At 71.1% G+C, this 18,267-nt stretch carries 16 protein-coding genes; 9 read left to right on the forward strand and 7 right to left on the reverse strand.

The features are described from left to right. Positions 1-18 precede the first annotated feature (18 nt). The gene (gene xylA / locus BLW09_RS13580; RefSeq protein WP_089913688.1) at positions 19-1,209 is read left to right on the forward strand and encodes a xylose isomerase; all 1,191 of its coding nucleotides are present in this window, start codon (positions 19-21) and stop codon (positions 1,207-1,209) included. A gap of 120 nt (positions 1,210-1,329) precedes the next feature. Further along, the gene (locus BLW09_RS13585) at positions 1,330-2,763 is read left to right on the forward strand and encodes a xylulokinase (RefSeq protein ID WP_089913691.1); all 1,434 of its coding nucleotides are present in this window, start codon (positions 1,330-1,332) and stop codon (positions 2,761-2,763) included. Positions 2,764-2,843: 80 nt separating this feature from the next. Here the strand turns inward: BLW09_RS13585 and BLW09_RS13590 are convergent, their stop codons facing one another. Together BLW09_RS13590 and BLW09_RS13595 are read right to left on the reverse strand one after the other, a co-directional pair. Next, the gene (locus BLW09_RS13590) at positions 2,844-3,338 is read right to left on the reverse strand and encodes a gluconokinase (protein WP_089913694.1); all 495 of its coding nucleotides are present in this window, start codon (positions 3,336-3,338) and stop codon (positions 2,844-2,846) included. Then, positions 3,335-4,774, reverse strand: a complete 1,440-nt coding sequence (locus tag BLW09_RS13595) for a GntP family permease (RefSeq protein WP_089913696.1) — start codon at positions 4,772-4,774, stop codon at positions 3,335-3,337. The genes BLW09_RS13590 and BLW09_RS13595 overlap by 4 nt, the downstream gene beginning before the upstream one ends. Before the next feature lie 143 nt (positions 4,775-4,917). Here BLW09_RS13595 and BLW09_RS13600 point away from each other — a divergent pair, with 143 nt between their 5' ends. Further along, positions 4,918-5,607 (forward strand): FadR/GntR family transcriptional regulator, encoded by a 690-nt coding sequence (locus BLW09_RS13600; RefSeq protein WP_089913699.1) that lies wholly within the window; start codon positions 4,918-4,920, stop codon positions 5,605-5,607. A gap of 107 nt (positions 5,608-5,714) precedes the next feature. Here BLW09_RS13600 and BLW09_RS13605 read toward each other — a convergent pair whose 3' ends face one another. The 5 genes from BLW09_RS13605 to BLW09_RS13625 form a co-directional block, all read right to left on the reverse strand. Further along, a complete protein-coding gene (locus BLW09_RS13605) occupies positions 5,715-6,818 on the reverse strand; it encodes a glycerate kinase (RefSeq protein WP_089913702.1) in 1,104 nt (367 codons plus the stop codon). A 52-nt stretch (positions 6,819-6,870) separates the two neighbouring features. Continuing rightward, the gene (locus BLW09_RS13610) at positions 6,871-7,743 is read right to left on the reverse strand and encodes a sugar phosphate isomerase/epimerase family protein (RefSeq protein ID WP_089913705.1); all 873 of its coding nucleotides are present in this window, start codon (positions 7,741-7,743) and stop codon (positions 6,871-6,873) included. Further along, positions 7,740-8,927 (reverse strand): DUF993 family protein, encoded by a 1,188-nt coding sequence (locus tag BLW09_RS13615; RefSeq protein WP_089913708.1) that lies wholly within the window; start codon positions 8,925-8,927, stop codon positions 7,740-7,742. The genes BLW09_RS13610 and BLW09_RS13615 overlap by 4 nt, the downstream gene beginning before the upstream one ends. After that, the gene (locus tag BLW09_RS13620; protein WP_089913710.1) at positions 8,924-10,117 is read right to left on the reverse strand and encodes a Gfo/Idh/MocA family protein; all 1,194 of its coding nucleotides are present in this window, start codon (positions 10,115-10,117) and stop codon (positions 8,924-8,926) included. The genes BLW09_RS13615 and BLW09_RS13620 overlap by 4 nt, the downstream gene beginning before the upstream one ends. 200 nt (positions 10,118-10,317) lie before the next feature. After that, on the reverse strand, positions 10,318-11,604 hold the full coding sequence (locus BLW09_RS13625; RefSeq protein ID WP_089913714.1) for an MFS transporter: 1,287 nt from the start codon (positions 11,602-11,604) through the stop codon (positions 10,318-10,320). A 109-nt stretch (positions 11,605-11,713) separates the two neighbouring features. Between BLW09_RS13625 and BLW09_RS13630 the strand changes: the two genes are divergently transcribed. The 6 genes from BLW09_RS13630 to BLW09_RS13655 all read left to right on the forward strand — a co-directional run bounded on the left by BLW09_RS13630 (position 11,714) and on the right by BLW09_RS13655 (position 18,260). Beyond that, positions 11,714-12,376: a ThuA domain-containing protein gene (locus BLW09_RS13630; RefSeq protein WP_089913718.1), complete on the forward strand. Its 663-nt coding sequence runs from the start codon at positions 11,714-11,716 to the stop codon at positions 12,374-12,376. Between the two features lie 118 nt (positions 12,377-12,494). Next, positions 12,495-13,505 (forward strand): hydroxyacid dehydrogenase, encoded by a 1,011-nt coding sequence (locus BLW09_RS13635; RefSeq protein WP_089913722.1) that lies wholly within the window; start codon positions 12,495-12,497, stop codon positions 13,503-13,505. A gap of 46 nt (positions 13,506-13,551) precedes the next feature. Then, positions 13,552-14,973: an aldehyde dehydrogenase family protein gene (locus BLW09_RS13640; protein WP_089913725.1), complete on the forward strand. Its 1,422-nt coding sequence runs from the start codon at positions 13,552-13,554 to the stop codon at positions 14,971-14,973. A gap of 55 nt (positions 14,974-15,028) precedes the next feature. After that, positions 15,029-16,345 carry an extracellular solute-binding protein gene (locus tag BLW09_RS13645; RefSeq protein ID WP_231946848.1) on the forward strand — a complete coding sequence of 439 codons (1,317 nt, stop codon included), beginning with the start codon at positions 15,029-15,031 and terminating at the stop codon, positions 16,343-16,345. An 80-nt stretch (positions 16,346-16,425) separates the two neighbouring features. Further along, on the forward strand, positions 16,426-17,340 hold the full coding sequence (locus BLW09_RS13650; RefSeq protein ID WP_089913729.1) for a carbohydrate ABC transporter permease: 915 nt from the start codon (positions 16,426-16,428) through the stop codon (positions 17,338-17,340). Further along, the gene (locus tag BLW09_RS13655) at positions 17,337-18,260 is read left to right on the forward strand and encodes a carbohydrate ABC transporter permease (RefSeq protein ID WP_089913732.1); all 924 of its coding nucleotides are present in this window, start codon (positions 17,337-17,339) and stop codon (positions 18,258-18,260) included. The genes BLW09_RS13650 and BLW09_RS13655 overlap by 4 nt, the downstream gene beginning before the upstream one ends. Positions 18,261-18,267: the final 7 nt, after the last annotated feature.

The raw sequence follows: 18,267 nt of genomic DNA on the forward strand, positions 1-18,267 counted from the left end.
CGACGCTGAAGGAACATCATGAGCCTCACCCCCACCCGTGCCGACAAGTTCTCGTTCGGACTGTGGACCATCGGCTACAACGGCACCGACCCGTTCGGCGGCCCGACCCGCCCGCAGCTCGACGTGGTGGAGGCGGTGCACAAGCTCGACGAGCTCGGCGCCTACGGCCTCACCTTCCACGACGACGACCTGTTCGCGTTCGGCTCGACCGACGCCGAGCGCCAGAAGCAGATCGACCGGCTGAAGCAGGCCCTCGCCGACACCGGCATCATCGTGCCGATGGTGACCACCAACCTGTTCAGCGCCCCCGTCTTCAAGGACGGCGGCTTCACCTCCAACGACCGCGCCGTCCGCCGCTTCGCTCTCCGCAAGGTGCTGCGCAACCTCGACCTGGCCGCCGAGCTCGGCGCCAAGACGTTCGTGATGTGGGGCGGCCGCGAGGGCGCCGAGTACGACTCGGCCAAGGACATCCGCGCCGCCCTCGAGCGCTACCGCGAGGCCGTCAACCTGCTCGGCGACTACGTCACCGACAAGGGCTACGACATCCGCTTCGCCATCGAGCCGAAGCCGAACGAGCCGCGCGGCGACATCCTGCTGCCGACCCTCGGTCACGCCCTCGCCTTCATCGAGTCGCTGGAGCGCCCGGAGCTCGTCGGCCTCAACCCCGAGGTCGGCCACGAGCAGATGGCGGGCCTGAACTTCGCCGCGGGGATCGCCCAGGCGCTGTACCACGGCAAGCTCTACCACATCGACCTCAACGGCCAGCGCGGCATCAAGTACGACCAGGACCTCGTCTTCGGTCACGGCGACCTGCAGAACGCCTTCGCGCTCGTCGACCTGCTCGAGAACGGCGGCCCGAACGGCGGACCGGCCTACGACGGCCCGCGCCACTTCGACTACAAGCCGTCCCGCACCGAGGACATCACCGGTGTCTGGGAGTCGGCCGCGGCCAACATGCGCACCTACCTGCTCCTCAAGGAGCGGGCGCAGGCGTTCCGCGCCGACCCCGAGGTGCAGGAGCAGCTGGAGGCGTCCCGCGTCATCGAGCTGACGCATCCGACGCTCGGCGAGGGCGAGTCGTACGACGACCTGCTCGCCGACCGCAGCGCGTACGAGGACTTCGACCCCTCGGCGTACTTCGGCGGAAAGGGCTTCGGCTTCGTCCGCCTGCAGCAGCTCGCCCTCGAGCACCTGCTCGGCGCGCGCTGATCCCCTTCCCCGCCCTCTCCCGCCCGCCGTCGAGTCCGCACTTTTTGCACGTTCTCGCTCCGAAAACGTGCAAAGTTCGCGGACTCGACGGCGGGTGGGATCTCTTCTGAAAGGACAGCCGTGACTCTCGTCGCCGGCGTCGACTCCTCGACGCAGAGCTGCAAGGTGGTCGTGCGCGACCTCGGGACCGGCGAGCTGGTCCGGTCGGGCCGCGCCGCGCATCCCGACGGAACCGAGGTCGATCCGGCGGCCTGGTGGAGCGCGCTGCAGGAGGCCATCGCGGCCGCCGGCGGGCTCGACGACGTCGCCGCGATCTCCGTGGCCGGGCAGCAGCACGGCATGGTGGTGCTGGATGCGCAGGGCCGGGTCATCCGCGACGCCCTGCTCTGGAACGACACCCGTTCCGCGCAGGCCGCCCGCGATCTGATCGACGAGGTCGGGGCCGAGGAGTACGCGGCCCGTGTCGGCGTGGTGCCCGTCGCATCCTTCACCGCGACCAAGCTGCGCTGGCTGCGGGATGCGGAGCCCGGCAACGCCGCACGCGTCGCCGCCGTCGCGCTCCCCCACGACTGGCTCACCTGGCGCCTCCGCGGCTACGGACCGGAGGGCGAGAGCGAGCTCGGGCCCGACCTCGAGGCGCTCACGACGGACCGCTCCGACGCGAGCGGCACCGCCTACTGGGGCGCGGCCTCCGGCGCGTACGACTTCGACCTGTTCGCGCGTGCGCTCGGGCGTTCCGGCCGTGAGGCGGGCTCGCGAGCGGGCGGCGACGCCGTGATCCTGCCCCGCGTCCTCGGCCCGTCGGAGTCGGCCGGCCGCACGCCGTCCGGCGTGCTCGTCGGACCGGGCGCCGGCGACAACGCGGGCGCCGCCCTCGGCCTCGGCGCCGCGGACGGCGACGTCGTCGTCTCGATCGGCACCTCCGGCACGGTCTTCGCCGTGACCGACGCGCCCATCGCGGACGCCTCGGGAACCGTCGCGGGCTTCGCGGACGCCTCCGGCCTGTCCCTCCCCCTGATCGCGACCCTCAACGCCGCGCGCGTGCTCGGCTCCATCGCCGGACTGCTGTCGGTCGACCACGACGGGCTGTCCGCCCTCGCCCTCTCGGCGGAGCCGGGATCGGGCGGCGTCGTGCTGGTGCCGTACTTCGAGGGCGAGCGCACCCCCAACCTCCCGGACGCGAAGGCCAGCATCCACGGACTCACGCTCGCCTCGACCACGCCGGCGAACCTCGCGCGGGCCGCGATCGAGGGGATGCTGTGCGGGCTGGCCGACGGACTCGACGCCGTCCGCGCGGCCGGCGTGCGCGAGCGCCGCATCCTGCTGATCGGCGGTGCGGCGCAGAATCCGGCCGTCACGCAGGTGGCCGCGCAGGTCTTCGACGCCCCGGTCGAGGTGCCGGCCCCCGGCGAGTACGTCGCTGACGGCGGCGCCGTCCAGGCCGCCTGGGCGCTGACCGGAACCCGTCCGTCCTGGACTGTGGAGACCTCCGCCGCGCTCCCCGTCGACACGCGTCCCGTCATCCGCGCCCAGTACGCCGCCGCCCGCGCTTAGCCCCCACGCCGACAGCTCCTGAGTTTTTCGCCCGACACGCCGGTCGGTGGGGCGAAAAACTCAGGAGCTGTCGGCGTGGGTCAGAGGGCGGACGCGGCTCGGGCGACGAGGATGAGCGGCGGCTCCGCGATGTCGAGCGTGAGGTGGCGTTCGTCGCCGGCAGGCGGCTCGAGCGTCGCGAGCTGACTCTGCAGCATCCCCGACTTCATGAAATGGTGCTCGCGCGACGAGAGGCGCTCCGCGAGGAGCTCCGGGGTGCCGCTCAGGTGCAGGAACAGCACGTCGTCCCGGCGCAGCACGTCGCGGTACCGCCGCGCCAGCGCGGAGCATGCGACGACGACGGGACGTCCGGCGTCGAGCCGCTCGCGCATCCACTCGGCGATCGCGGCCAGCCAGGGCGCGCGGTCGTCGTCGGTGAGCGGGATGCCCGCGCTCATCCGCTCGACGTTCGTCGCGGGATGCAGGCCGTCGCCCTCCAGCAGCTCCCAGCCGAGGCGCTCGGCGAGGAGTTCGGCGACGGTCGACTTGCCGCATCCGGCGACGCCCATGACGACGACCGCACGCACCGGCGTCACCCGAGGCCGCCGACGAACAGGCTCAGGATCAGGACACCGGCCAGCCCGACGAGCGAGACCAGGCACTCCAGCACGGTCCAGCTCTTCAGCGTCTGCGGGATGCTGAGGCCCAGGTACTCCTTCACCAGCCAGAATCCGGCGTCGTTGACGTGCGACAGGAACACCGAGCCCGCGCCGATCGCCAGCACCATCAGCGACACCATCGGGGTCGACAGGTGCTCGGTGAGCGGGAGCAGGATGCCGGCGGCGGTGACGGTCGCGACCGTCGCCGAGCCGGTCGCGATGCGGATCAGCGCGGCGACGGTCCAGGCGAGCAGCAGGACGACGATCCCGCTCGCGCCGGTCGCCCATCCCGCGATGACCTGGCCGATGCCGGTGTCGACGAGCACCTGCTTGAACCCGCCGCCGGCGCCGACGATGAGCAGGATGCCCGCGATCGGCGGAAGCGAGGCGGCGAGGCTGGTCTGCATGGCCGCACGGTTCATCCCGCCGCCGAGGCCGAGCAGCAGAAGACCCGCGAGCACCGCGATGGTGAGCGCGATGACGGGCGTGCCCAGGAAGTCCAGGACGACCTTCCAGACGGGCGCCGCATCGGGCGCGGCGATGTCGGCGACGGCCTTGCCGAGCATCAGGATGACGGGCAGCAGGATGCTGATCAGCGCAGCGCCGAACGACGGCCGACGACGAACCGGCCCATCTCCCTCCTCCGGGACGAACAGGTCGGGGACCCCGACCGGCACCCATCGCGCGGCCAGCCGGCTGAACAGCGGGCCGGCGACCGCGATCGTCGGGATGGCGACGATCACGCCGAAGGCCAGCGTCAGACCGAGGTTGGCGCCGAGCGCGCCGATCGCGACCAGCGGTCCGGGATGCGGGGGCACCAGGCCGTGCATGGCGGAGAGGCCCGCGATGGTGGGGAGGGCGATGCGCATCAGCGGGAGTCCCGAGCGCCGGGTGACCAGGATGATCACCGGCATCAGCAGCACGAGGCCGACCTCGAAGAACATCGGGAGGCCGATGATGGCGCCGACGGCTCCCATCGTCCACGGCAGGAGACGGGCGCTGGTGCGCGAGACCAGCGTGTCGACGATGCGGTCGGCGCCGCCGGAATCGGCGAGGAGCTTGCCGTACATCGCGCCGAGGCCGATGAGCACGCCGACGCTGCCCATGGTGTTGCCGAAGCCGGTGATGAAGCTGCCGATCGCCGCATCCGCGGCCAGGCCCGCCGCCAGTCCCGCGACGAGCGAGCCGAGCAGGAGCGAGAGGAACGGGTGCAGCTTGAGCCAGGTGATCAGCACCACGATGACGGCGATGCCGGCCAGCGCGGCGACGATGAGCTGTCCCTCGGGTGCGCTGGGGTGGGGCGCGGGGGCGGGGGCCGCCGCGGCGACGGCGAGTGCCGCGGGCGCCGCGTGCGCGAACAGGGTGGGGGTCATGAACGTCCTCGGTCGTGATTCCGGATGGGCACGAACACTCTAGGAATAAACCTGATTTGTGTCTAATCGGTGTGGATAATGACCGATTTATCAGCATTGCGAACCGCTTTGACCCGATCTCTCGGATGCGCCGATAATGGAGCGTGACCCCGGCAGCGCACGCCTCCCAGCACGAGCAGGCCATCGCCTCCCTCGGGGCCAGGATCGTCGCGGGCGACATCCCGGTCGGAACGGTCCTGACGCCGGAGGGACTCGGCCTCTCCCGGACCGTGCTGCGCGAGTGCATCCGTGTGCTCGAGTCGCTGGGGCTCGTGCAGGCCAGGCGCCGTCGGGGGACGGTCGTCCTCCCCGCGTCCTCCTGGCAGGCGCTCGATCCGCGCATCCTCAGCTGGCGGCTCGCCGGCCCCGACCGCCTGACCGCGCTCGCGGAGCTGGGCGAGCTGCGCCTCGCCGTCGAACCGGTGGCCGCGCGACTGGCCAGCGCCCGGGCCACCCCCGCCCAGTGCGGAGAGCTGACCGCCGCGATCGTCGGCATGGCGGCGACCCAGCGGTCCGCGGACCGCGAGGAGTACCTGGCGCACGACCGCGACTTCCACCGGGTGCTGCTGGAGGCGTCCGGCAACCCGGTGTTCGCGGCGCTCAGCGCCGCCGTCGCCGAGGCGTTGAACGGGCGAACCGTGCATGCGCTGATGCCCGACACCGCGAACCCCGAGGCGATCCGGTTGCACGAGGACGTCGCTGCTGCGGTCCGCCGCGGCGACGCGGCCGCCGCCGAGGCGGCGACGCGCGCCATCGTCGAGGAGGCCAGCGCCGCCCTCACCGCGCCCCGCTGACCCCCTCCGCCCCTCCGCCCCCTCCGCCCCTCCGTCGAGTACGCAAAAATTGCACGCTCGCACGGCGTGTGGCGTGCAGTTTTTGCGTACTCGACGGTGGGGAGGGGTCAGGGGCGGAAGCGGCGGGCGAGGGCGGCGCCGGCGGCGCGGGCCCAGCGGTCCGGGTCGGCGATGGCGGCGTCGGCCGAGCCGGCGAGGTCTGCCAGCGCGACGGCGTCGGCGAAGCCCGTGGTCGGCGCCTGGATGCTGCCGGCGGCGAGCAGGACGGACGCGCCCGCCGTGTGCGCGAGCCCCGCGACGTACGTCGGCACCTTCCCCGACGCGGACTGGCTGTCGAAGCGCCCCTCCCCCGTGATGACCGCATCCGCCTCGGCGATCGTCGACGGCAGCCCCAGGGCGTCGCCGACCGCTGCCGCGCCCGGCGCCATCCGCGCGCCCCACACCAGCAGGCCGAAGCCGGTCCCTCCCGCTGCACCCGCGCCGGGCTCGGCGGGATCCGTCTCGGCGCCGGCCGTACGCAGGGCCTCGGCGAGGCGACGAAGGCCCTCCTCCAGCACCGGCACATCCCGCTCGGTCGCGCCCTTCTGCGGTCCGAACACGGCGGCTGCACCCAGCGGCCCGAGCAGCGGACTGGTGACATCGCCGAGGATCCGCGCCCCGCCCGGCGGCAGCGCGGCCAGCCCGCCGAGATCGGCACGGACCACGGAGGCCAGCCCGAGATTGCCGCGCGGGATGTCGCGACCGTCGGCGTCCAGGAACCGCGCGCCGAGCGCCGTCAGCGCTCCGGCCCCTCCGTCGGTGGACGCGCTGCCGCCGATCGCGAGGAGCAGCGAACGCGCCCCCGCGTCCAGCGCGTCCGCGATCGCCTGCCCGAACCCCACCGTGTGCGCGGCGGACGGGGCCAGCCGCGGCATCCGGCCGAGCCCGCTGGTCTCCGCGAGCTCGATGACCGCCGTGCCGTCAGGGAGCATCAGCCAGGAGGCGTCCACCTCCGCGTCGTCCGGGCCGAGGACGCGCACAGGATGACGGACGGCGCCGGGGATCGCCGCCTCGAACGCGTCGAGGGTGCCCTCTCCGCCGTCCGCCATGGGCGCACGGACGACGCGGTCGCCCGGCCGCTCGGCGGCCCAGCCCCCGGCCAGCGCGGCGGCGACCTCCGCGGCGGACGCCGACCCCTTGAACGAGTCGGGCGCGACGACGATGACGCTCATGCCTCCACCTTCGCATGGATGCGGTGGCAGCGACCCGGCATCGGCCGCCGCTTCACGCCCGGCCGGCAGACCGCAGTCCGACCGCGCGGTCGAAGGCCTGCACCGTGCGGGCGACGACCGCCGCGGGGTCTGCCGCCCAGATCGCCTCGTTGAAGATCTCGACCTCCACGTCGCCGGTGTAGCCGGCCTCGGCGACGGCCGCGCTGATCGGCGCGAAGTCGATGTGGCCGTCCCCCATCATCCCGCGGGCCAGCAGCACGTCCGCGGGCAGCGGCGTCACCCAGTCGCAGACCTGGTAGGACGCGATGCGGCCTCCGCGGCCGGCCCGGGCGATCTGCGCCGACAGGTCGGGGTCCCACCACAGGTGGAAGGTGTCCACGACCACGCCGACCGACTCCGACGGAAAGGGCTCGGCGAGGTCGAGCGCCTGGCCGAGCGTCGACACGACGGCGCGGTCGGCGGCGTACATCGGGTGCAGCGCCTCGATCGCGAGCGTGACGCCGGCCGCGCGGGCGTCCGGTTCCAGCTCGGCGATCGCATCGGCCACCCGGCGGCGTGCGCCGACGAGGTCTCGGGAGCCGTCCGGCAGGCCGCCGGCGACCAGCACCAGCACAGCAGCGGACCCGGGGGCGCCGGCCGCGGCGAGCGCTGCCGTCTCCTCGATCGCGCGCCGGTTCTCGTCCAGGGCCGCTCGCCGCTGGGCGCCCTCCGGAGCGGTGAAGAAGCCTCCCCGGCACAGACTCGACACGCGCAGACCGGAGTCGGCGAGCATCCGCACCGCCGCATCCAGCCCCACCTCGGCCACGGGCTCTCGCCACAGCCCGATCGCCTCTACCTCGGCTGCGGCGACCACGCCGAGCGCGTCGGCGAGCGAGGCGTACTTGATGGTCGCCTGGTTGATCGACAGGCGCGGGTCGGGGGTCATGCGTCGATCCCGTTCAGGCGGAGCAGCGACGTCCAGCGCTCGGCGGCGAGGCCGGGCCGCTCCAGGGCGCCGCAGTCCCCGGCGAGCCGCACGATCTCCGACAGGTGGGGCAGGCTGCGGGCGGAGTGCAGACCGCCGACCACCGAGAACGACTGCTGGTGGCCGTTGAGCCAGGAGAGGAAGGCCACGCCGGTCTTGTAGTGGAACGTCGGCGCCGCGAAGACCTGCCGCGACAACTCCTGCGTGGGCTCGAGGATGCTCCGGTACTGCTCCGCGTCGTCCCTGTCGAGCGCCTGGATCGCGGCGGAGGCCGCCGGAGCCAGCGCCGCGAAGGCGCCGAGCAGCGCGTCCGAATGGGCGGAGCCGTCGTCCTCGATCAGCTCGACGTAGTTGAAGTCGTCCCCGGTGAACATGCGGACCCCCTCCGGCAGACGCGCGCGCAGCGAGCGCTCCGCGTCCGCGTCGAGGAGGCTCATCTTGATGCCGGAGACCCGGCCGTCTGCCGCCTCGATGATGCGCAGCACGGTCTCGCTCGCCGCGGCGACGTCGCCGGACCCGAAGTAGCCGGCGAGCGCGGGGTCGAATGCCGGCCCGAGCCAGTGCAGCACGACCGGCGCCGACGCCTCGGCGAGCACCCGGCCGTAGACGCGCTCGTAGTCGGCCGGCGACTCCGCCGCTCTGGCCAGGTGGCGGCTCGCCATGAGCACGACCCCGGCCCCGGCGTCCTCGGTGAAGTGCAGCTGCTCCGTGTACGCGTCGATCACCGCGTCCAGCGGAATCGCCGGATCGTCGACGTGGTCGGTGTTGACACCGGCGACGACCGATCCGCCGGCGTCGCGGGCGTCGGCCGCACTGCGCGCGATCAGTTCACGCGTCGCGGCCGCGTCGAGCCCCATGTTCCTCTGCGCCGTGTCCATCGCATCGGCCACGCCGAGGCCCCAGGAGTACACGTGCCGGCGGAACGCGAGCGTGGCATCCCAGTCGATGTCGGCGGGGGCGCCAGGGACGTTCTCCGCCCAGGGCTTCGGGATGACGTGGGCCGCCGCGTAGGCGACCCGCGACCGCAGCGGTGCGGCCGGGCGCGTGAACGCCGGCGCATCGCGGAGCTCGGCGGTGGACGTGACGCCGTCGAGGCCGAGCAGCGTCACGGCGGTGCCGGTGCCGGTCGCGGTGGTCGCCGTCATCGGGCCGCCGCCTCCAGGTCGGAGGCGGTCGGCGCCGGAGTGGTGTCGAGCGTCACATCCGGGAGCTCGATCCGCCGTCCCTCTCGCGACGACCGCAGGCCGAGCTCGGCCAGCTGCACGCCGCGCGCGCCTGCGAGGAAGTCGAACCCGTGGGGGCCGTCCTCCAGCACGTGGCGCAGGAACTCCTCCCACTGCGTCTTGAAGCCGTTCTCGAACACCTCGTTGGCCGGGGACTCGATCCAGTCGGATGCGTAGTCGTGCTCGTCCGCGAGGTCCGGGTTCCACACCGGCTTCGGCGTCGCGTTCCGGGGCTGGATCTTGCAGCCGAAGAGCCCGACGACCGCGCTTCCGAGGGTGCCGTCGACCTGGAACTCGACCAGCTCGTCGCGGTTGACACGGGTCGTCCAGCTCGAGTTGAGCTGGGCGGTGACGCCGCCCTCCAGCCGGAAGACCGCGTAGGCCGCGTCATCCGCAGTCGCCGCGTACGCCTGCCCGCCTTCGTCCACCCGCTGCGGGATCTCGGTGACCGCCTGCGCGTACACCGACTCGACGCGGCCGAAGAGGTTCTCGAGCACGTAGCTCCAGTGCGGGAACATGTCGACGACGATGCCGCCGCCGTCCTCCGCGCGGTAGTTCCAGCTCGGCCGCTGCGCCGCCTGCCAGTCGCCCTCGAACACCCAGTAGCCGAACTCGCCGCGGACGGACAGGATGCGGCCGAAGAAGCCGGAGTCGATCAGCCGCTTGAGCTTGCGCATCCCGGGCAGGTAGAGCTTGTCGTGGACGACGCCGTTCTTGACGCCCGCGTCGGCGGCGAGGCGCGCAAGTTCGAGGGCCTCCTCGAAGCTCTCGGCGGTGGGCTTCTCGGTGTAGATCGCCTTGCCCGCGGCGATGGCCCTGCGGATCGCCGCCGAGCGCGCTTTGGTGACGAGGAAGTCGGCGTAGATCTGCCAGCGGTCGTCGGCGAGGGCGGCGTCGAGGTCGGTCGTGTAGTCGGCGATATCGTGCCGCTTCGCTAGCTCGGCCAGCTTCTCCTCGCTGCGGCCGACCAGGAGGGGAACGACCTGGACGCGGCGTCCGTCGGACAGCTCGACGCCGCCCTGATCCCGGATGGCGAGGATCGACCGGACCAGGTGCTGGCGGTATCCCATGCGCCCGGAGACGCCGTTCATGATGATGCCGATCGACGACACGTGTACTCCTTCGTAGCGGTGCTCGGTGGGGTGCGGAAAGCGCTTACCCGACGTTAGCCCGGCCGGCGCCGGGATGTCAACGTCGGTGGAAAGCGCCTTCATCTCCGACGGACCGCGGTGCGGATGGAGATTCGGGCCGGATCGGGGCGGATCTCCGATGAAAGCGCGGGACCGGGACGGGACCGGGACCGGACCCGACGTCAGCCGCGGGGGGCCGGCTCGGCGGCCGGGGTGGCGGCGTCCGCCGCGACGAAGTCGATCGCGTGGGCCTGCTTGCCGAAGGCGGTCAGCAGGATGACCGCGATCGCCGCGATGCCGACCGTCGACGCCATCGCCCAGCCGTAGCCGAGCTGTGGGGCGAGCGCCTGCTGGATGGGCAGATTGAATGCCGCGATCACGTTGCCCAGCTGGTACGTCACGCCCGGGTAGAAGCCGCGGATGGCATTCGGCGACATCTCGTTCAGGTGCGCCGGGATGGCACCCCAGGCGCCCTGCGTCGTGAACTGGATGAGCGCGGAGCCGAGGCACAGCAGCCCCGCCGTCGGCGAGAAGGCGAAGATCGGGATGATCGGGATGGTCAGCGCCGCCCCGAGGATGATCGTCGCCTTGCGTCCCCAGCGGTCCGACAGCGAGCCGAGCACGATGCAGCCGACGATCGCACCGATGTTGTAGACGACGGCGATCCAGCCGGCCGTCGCCGCATCCAGTCCCGCTCCTCCGTTCTCGGTGGACTTCAGGAAGGTCGGGTAGATGTCCTGCGTGCCGTGGCTCATCCAGTTGAAGGCCGCCATCAGCAGCACGAGGTAGACGAACCGGCGCAGCACCTTCCCGTCGAAGAACACCCGGCGGATGGAGGTGTCGGCCTTCCGCATCTTCTCGCGGGTGTTCTCCCACACCTCCGACTCCTTCACGCGCGAGCGGATGATGAGCGTGATCAGGGCGGGCAGGATGCTGAGCGCGAACATCCAGCGCCAGTTCAGCCCGAACACCGAGTGCACCAGCAGGAAGGCCAGCGACGCCAGCAGGTAGCCGGCGGAGTACCCCGCCTGCAGGATGCCGGAGTAGAAGCCGCGGCGGGTGCGCGGCACCTTCTCCATCGTCAGGGCGGCGCCGAGGCCCCACTCGCCGCCCATCCCGATGCCGTACAGCAGGCGCAGGATGAACAGCACGGTGAAGTTGGGGGCGAACGCGCACAGGAATCCGACCACCGAGTAGAAGCACACGTCGACCATGAGCGGGATGCGACGGCCGACCCGGTCGGCCCAGAGCCCGAACAGGTAGGCGCCGACGGGACGCATGATCAGGGTGACGGTGGTGAGGTACGCCATCTGCTCGAGCGGGACGTGGAACTCGGCGCCGATCTCGGCGTACACGAGCACGATGATGAAGTAGTCGAAGGCGTCCATCATCCAGCCGAGAAGCGACGCGATGAACGCGTTGCGCTGGTCGGGGTTCAGGCGGGTGGAGACGATAGCAGTGTCGGACACAGGTTCCCTTCCGATCGACGGTGATCGGCACGCGCGCGAGAAAGCGCTTACCATCGCGTTACGATAGACCCCGCTTCGCGGGTGTCAACCCGCACCGACGGAGGTTGTGATGCGAGCACTGATCCTGAGCGGCGCCGGCCGGTATGCCGATCCGTGGCATCCCTTCGCCGAGACATCCGAGAGGCTGGCCGGGATCCTCCGCGACGAAGGGCTCGACGTCGAGATCTCCGGAGAGGTGGATGCGCGCATGGCCGCGCTGACGACCGATGCGCCCGACCTGCTCGTGCTCAACATCGGCGACCCGGCGCTCACCGGGACACCGGACCCGGAGGGCGAACGCCGGGGCCGCGACGGCCTGCTCGCGTACCTCGCCGCCGGGAACCCGTTGCTCGCGTCGCACGTCACATCGACGTCGCTGCGCGGCATCCCCGAGTGGGAGGGGATCCTCGGCGGCGTCTGGGTGCGCGGCACGACGTTCCACCCCGACTACGGGCCGGCGCGCATCCACGTTCACGCCGACCGCAGCCCCATCGTGGCGGGGCTCGACGACTTCACGGTGACGGACGAGCGGTATACGGACCTGCGAGTGCAGCCGGATGTGGTCCCGCTCGCGTCCCACGAGCACGACGGCGCCGAGCACCCGCTGATGTGGGAGCGCGAGTACGGCCCGGCGACGATCTTCTATGACGCCCTCGGCCACGACGCCGCCTCCTACGACGCCGAGACCCACCGCGAGATCCTCCGCCGGGCGGTGCGCCGACTCGTGTCCTGAGCCGCCGGGGGGCTCTCCGAAATTCCTGCTTGACGCGGCGACCCGGGATGCGCATTATTGGGAATGCGCATTCTGGGAATGCGCAATCCGGACCACCGCCCCACCCGAGGAGTCGACGATGACCGCAGCGAGCACGCCCGTCGCCGCCTTCGCCATGCGACCGGACCTGCCGGCTCTGCTGTTCTCGTCCGACGACCTCGCCGCCCTCCGGGCGATCGTCGCGCTGGACCCCACCGTCACCGTCACCGACTTCGCCTCCGCGCCCGCCGGGCTGCTCGACAGCGTGGAGATCCTCGTCACGGGATGGGGCGCGCCGCACATCGGGCCGGCGGAGCTCGACCGCATGCCCCGGCTGCGCGCCATCGTCCACGCCGCGGGCACGGTGAAGGGCCACATCGACGACGCCGCGTGGGATCGCGGAGTGCTCGTCACCAGCGCGGCCAACGCCAACGCCTATCCCGTCGCCGAGTACACGCTCGCGATGATCCTGCTGGCCGGGAAGGGCGTTCCGGACTACATCCGCGGATACGCGACCGACCCGGCCCTCTACGAGCGGGAGGCGGACCCGGCGATCGGCAACTTCCGCCGGACCGTCGGCATCATCGGCGCCTCCCGCGTCGGCCGCCGGGTGATCGAGCTGCTCGAGCCGTTCGACATCGACGTGCTGCTGTACGACCCGCAGGTGCGCCAGGGCGACCCCGTGCTCGATCGAGCACGGGCCGTGAGCCTCGACGACCTGTTCGCCGGATCGAGCATCGTCAGCGTGCACGCGCCGCTGCTGCCCGAGACGGTCGGGATGGTCGGAGCAGCGCAGCTCGCCCTGCTGCCGGACGGCGCCACCCTGATCAACACCGCCCGCGCCCCGATCGTCGACCAGGACGCCCTCATGGATGCGGTCCGCGACCGCGGTCTGCGGGCCGTCCTCGACGTGACCGAGCCGGAACCGCTCCCCGCCGGGCACCCGCTGCGGTCGCTGCCGGGCGTCGTGCTCACCCCGCACGTCGCGGGTGCGCTGGGCACCGAGGTCCGTCGCCTGGGCGAGTGCGCCCGGCACGAGATCGAACGATTCGTCGCCGGCGAGCCGGCCGAACATCCCGTCACGAAGGAAGCTCTGATCGCCGTTGCCTGAGACTGTCACCGTACCCACCACCCCTTCCATCCAGGAGGCATCCCCCATGCGCGAGCTCCGCGACTACGACGTCCAGGTGTTCATCGACGGCCGGTTCGAACGGCCGGAGGCCGGCGACGGCATCCCCGTGCTCGACAAATCGGCCGGCGTGCCATTCGGCACGTACGGCAACGCCTCCCCCGCGCAGGTCGACCGGGCCGTCGGAGCGGCTCGGCGCGCCCAGCCCGGCTGGGCGCAGGTGGATGCCAACACGCGCTCCGCGATCATCCGCCGGTTCGCCGCCGAGCTGGAGAACCGGCGTGACGAGCTGCTCACCCTGCTCATCCGCGAGACCGGCGGCACCCTCGAGAAGGCGGAGGAGGAGCTCGGGCAGTCGATCACGCAGCTCGAGAACTCCGCGACCCAGCTCACCGAGAACGCGGGGAGCATCCTGCCGCCCTACAAGTCGGGCAAGCTGTCGCTCTCGCGCGCCGTCCCCCTCGGCGTCATCGGACTGATCGTTCCCTGGAACTACCCCATGAGCCTCGCCATGCGCGCGCTCGCCCCGGGGCTGGCGTACGGCAACGCCGTCGTGCTGAAGCCCGCCGAGCTGACCCCGATCGCCGGCGGCCAGATCCTCGCAGAGGCCGCGCAGGCCGCCGGCGTCCCGGCCGGCGTCTTCGCGGTCGTCCCGGGCGACGGGCCGACCACGGGCCGCACGCTCAGCGAGCACCCGGACCTCGACCTCATCCACTTCACCGGCTCGTTCGAGGTCGGCCACCAGATCGCCAACTTCGCGGCGCGCTCCTTCCGCGCGGTCGCCACCGAGCTGGGCGGGGACAACGCCTTCGTGGTGCTCGACGACGCCGACATCGACCAGGCGGCGAGCTGCGCCGTGTGGTCGTCGCTCTGGTACCAGGGCCAGACCTGCATCACCGCCGGGCGCCACATCGTGCACCGGGATGTCGCCGCCGCGTTCACCGACGCCGTCGTCGAGCGCGTGCGCGCGCTCCGGGTCGGCGACCCGCTGCGCGACGACGTCGACCTCGGGCCGATCATCAGCGAGACCCAGCTGCGCCGGTTCGCGGACGGCCTGGTCCGTCCCTCCATCGCGGCCGGCGCCACGGTGGCGGTCGGCGGCGATCACGACGGCCTCTTCTACCAGCCCACCGTCCTCACCGGCGTCACCCCCGACATGCCGGTGTTCACGGAGGAGATCTTCGGCCCGGTGATGCCGATCACCGTCGTCGACAGTGAGGCGGAGGCACTCGCCCTCGTCAACAGGCACCGCACGCTCATGAACTCCGTCTTCACCGGCGACCCGATGCGCGGACTCGCGTTCGCGGAACAGGTGAAGAGCAACGAGGTCCATGTCAACGACGGGTACGCCCGCCACGGCGGCGAGGGACAGCTCGCCGGCTTCACCCATCGGCAGTGGATCGGCATCCAGACCACCCCCGTGCGCTACCCCGCATGGGCCGAGGGCTGAACCCACCCGACGCACCACGAGAACGCACCACGAATCATCGAAGGAGATGCACACAGTGAGGAAGTCAACGCTGAGGACCATCGGCGCGGTGGTCGGCGTGGCCGCCGCCGCGGCCACGGTCCTGACCGGCTGCTCGAGCTCCGGAGGAGGGACCTCGTCGTCCTCCGGCGGCACGGTCACCCTGTCCTACGTCAACTGGGACGGCGGCATGCAGGCCGTCGTCGACGAGTGGAACAAGGCCAACCCGGACATCCAGGTCAAGCTGACCAAGCCGTCCGGCACCGGGTACACCCTGTACAACAAGCTCATCACCAACAACAAGGCCGGCACGAACCCGGACGTCACCGAGGTGGAGTATCAGGCGCTCCCTGCCCTGATCGCCAACAAGGTCGTCATTCCGATCGACACGTACGTCGGGGATCTCTCCGGCGACTTCTCGAAGTCGACGCTGGCGCAGGTGCAGTTCGAGGGCAAGACGTACGGCGTGCCGCAGAACGTCTGCCCGATGGTGTTCTTCTACCGAAAGGACATCTGGGACTCGCTCGGCCTGACGGCGCCCAAGACCTGGGACGAGTACGCGGCGGATGCGGCGAAGATCCACGCCGCCGACCCGTCGAAGTTCATCGGCAACTTCACCGCCGCCGACCCCGGCTGGTTCGCCGGCCTCGCCCAGCAGGCGGGCGCCGACTGGTGGAAGGCCTCCGGTGACGAGTGGACGGTCGCGATCAACGACGCCGCTTCCAAGAAGGTGGCCGACTACTGGAGCGGGCTCGTCAACCAGGGCGTCGTCAGCCCGGAGCCGAACTGGTCGGCCCAGTGGAACACCGACATGAACAACGGCACCCTCGTCGGCTGGGTCAGCGCGCAGTGGGCGCCCAACCAGCTGCCGTCGATCGCCAAGGACACCGCGGGCAAATGGGTCGCGGCTCCCCTGCCCGCCTGGACCGCCGGAGACGACACCGTCGGCATCTGGGGCGGCGAGACCGAGGCCGTGACGGCCAACTCGAAGCACCCCGCCGAGGCCGCGAAGTTCGTGAAGTGGATGAACTCCTCCAAGGAAGGCGTCGCGTCGCTGATCAAGAACGTCCAGGTCTTCCCGGCGAGTCTGTCGAACCAGTCGGCTCCCGAGCTGAAGACCCCGCCGCCGTTCATGTCGAACCAGCCGGACTACTACTCGCTGATGGGCACCCTCGCCAAGGGCGTGCGCACGTTCGACATCTGGGGACCGAACGCCAATGTGACGTTCGACTCCTACTCGAACGCCTTCGGGGACGCCCTGCAGAACAAGACGTCGCTCGCGGCAGCCCTCGAGACGATGCAGTCGAGCACGGTGTCCGACATGAAGAAGATCGGGTTCAAGGTCACGGGCTGACCGTTCTCACCCCGGCGGGGGCGACCCCCGCGTCGCCCCCGCCGGACCCCGACCGCATCCACCGAACAGGAGAAACGCCCATGGCCGTCATCGGAGCCGGCACCGCCCGTCGACCCCGCCGCAGGCGCACCCTGCTGCCCGTGTTCCTCGTCGCCCCCGCCGTCATCCTGCTGCTGCTGTTCACGGTCGCGCCTGGCGTGTACGCGGTGATCCTCAGCTTCCTGCAGCTGAAGGTGGGCGGCGGGCTTCTCGGCGGCGGCGATCCGACCGAGGTCTTCGCCGGCTTCGCCAACTACGTGACGACGCTCACCGACCCGGAGTTCTGGGCGAGCCTCGGGAGGATGCTGCTGATCGCCCTGATCGGCGTGCCGCTGACCGTCGTGCTGGCCACGACCTTCGCCCTCTGTCTCGACGCCAAGCGCGCCCGCCTGGTCGGCGTGACCCGACTGGCGATCTTCCTGCCATACGCGGTGCCCGGCGTCGTCGCGTCGTTGCTGTGGGGCTTCATGTACCTCCCGGCGACCAGCCCGATCGGCGGCCGGTTCATCGACTACTTCGGCAGCACCGGGATCTTCTTCTCCGTCGCGAACGTGGCGGTCTGGGGGGTCGTCGGCTTCAACATGGTGATCATCTACACCGCGCTCCGCAGCCTCCCCAAGGAGCTGTTCGAGGCGGCTGAGCTCGACGGCGCGAGCGAGCTGCAGATCGCGCTGCGCATCAAGCTGCCGCTGATCGCCCCGGCCATCACCATGGTCGCGCTGTTCTCGGTCATCGGCGCTTTGCAGCTGTTCAACGAGCCGACGACCCTGAAGCCGCTCGCGAACGCCATCTCCTCCACCTGGGTGCCCCTGATGCGCGTCTACACCGACGCGTTCGTGAACAACAGCATCTACGAGGGCGCCGCCACCTCGTTCATCCTCATCGTCATGACCGTCGCCGCCACGGTGATCGTCAACCTGATCGGCCGGCGCTTCGCCCGGAGGGAGACCCGATGACCACCGCGACCGTACGAACGCCCGACGGGCCGCCGACCGGCGAGGCGCCCCGGCAGACCGTCGCCCGGACTCCGCTGCGCACGCGGTCGGGTCTCCACATCGTCCCGACCCTCATCCTCATCGTCGGGGCGCTGTACTGCGTGCTCCCGGTGCTCTGGATCGTGATCGCCTCCACCAAGACCAACGACGAGTTGTTCTCGACGCCGTCCTTCGTGCCCTCGTTCACCGGCGGGTTCTGGACCAACATGCAGGCCCTGTTCACGTACAACAACGGCATCTTCGGCCGGTGGGCGCTGAACTCGGTGATCTACGCGGTCGGCGGCGGCGTGCTGTCCACCGTCATCGCCGGCGCGGCCGGCTACGCCCTCGGCAAGTACGCGTTCACCGGGTCGAAGTGGATCTTCCGGCTGATCGTCGCCGCCGTGCTGCTCCCCCAGATCATGCTCGCCATCCCGCAGTTCCTGCTGCTGGCGAAGTTCGGGATGACCAACACCTACGCCTCCGTCATCCTCCCGCAGCTGGTCTCGCCGTTCGCGATCTACCTGTGCAAGATCTATGCGGAGGCGTCCGTCCCCGACGAGATCATGGAGGCCGCCCGGATCGACGGCGGGAGCGAGTGGCGCATCTTCTGGTCGGTCGGGTCGCGGCTGATGATGCCGGCGCTGGTGACGGTCTTCCTCCTGCAGTTCATCGGGATCTGGAACAACTTCCTGCTGCCCTTCGTGATGATCAACAACGACCAGCTCTACCCGCTGACGCTGGGCCTGTACGGCCTCATGATCATCACCGGCGGTCAGGCAGCGCAGTACTCGATCGTGATCGCGGGCGTCCTGGTGTCGATCGTGCCGCTGGCCGTCCTCTTCCTGTCGCTCCAGCGGTACTGGAAGATCGACCTCATCTCGGGCGGCGTCAAGCTCTGAGCCGCCG

It is taken from the genome of Leifsonia sp. 21MFCrub1.1 (assembly GCF_900107895.1).
Classification (GTDB): domain Bacteria; phylum Actinomycetota; class Actinomycetes; order Actinomycetales; family Microbacteriaceae; genus Leifsonia; species Leifsonia soli.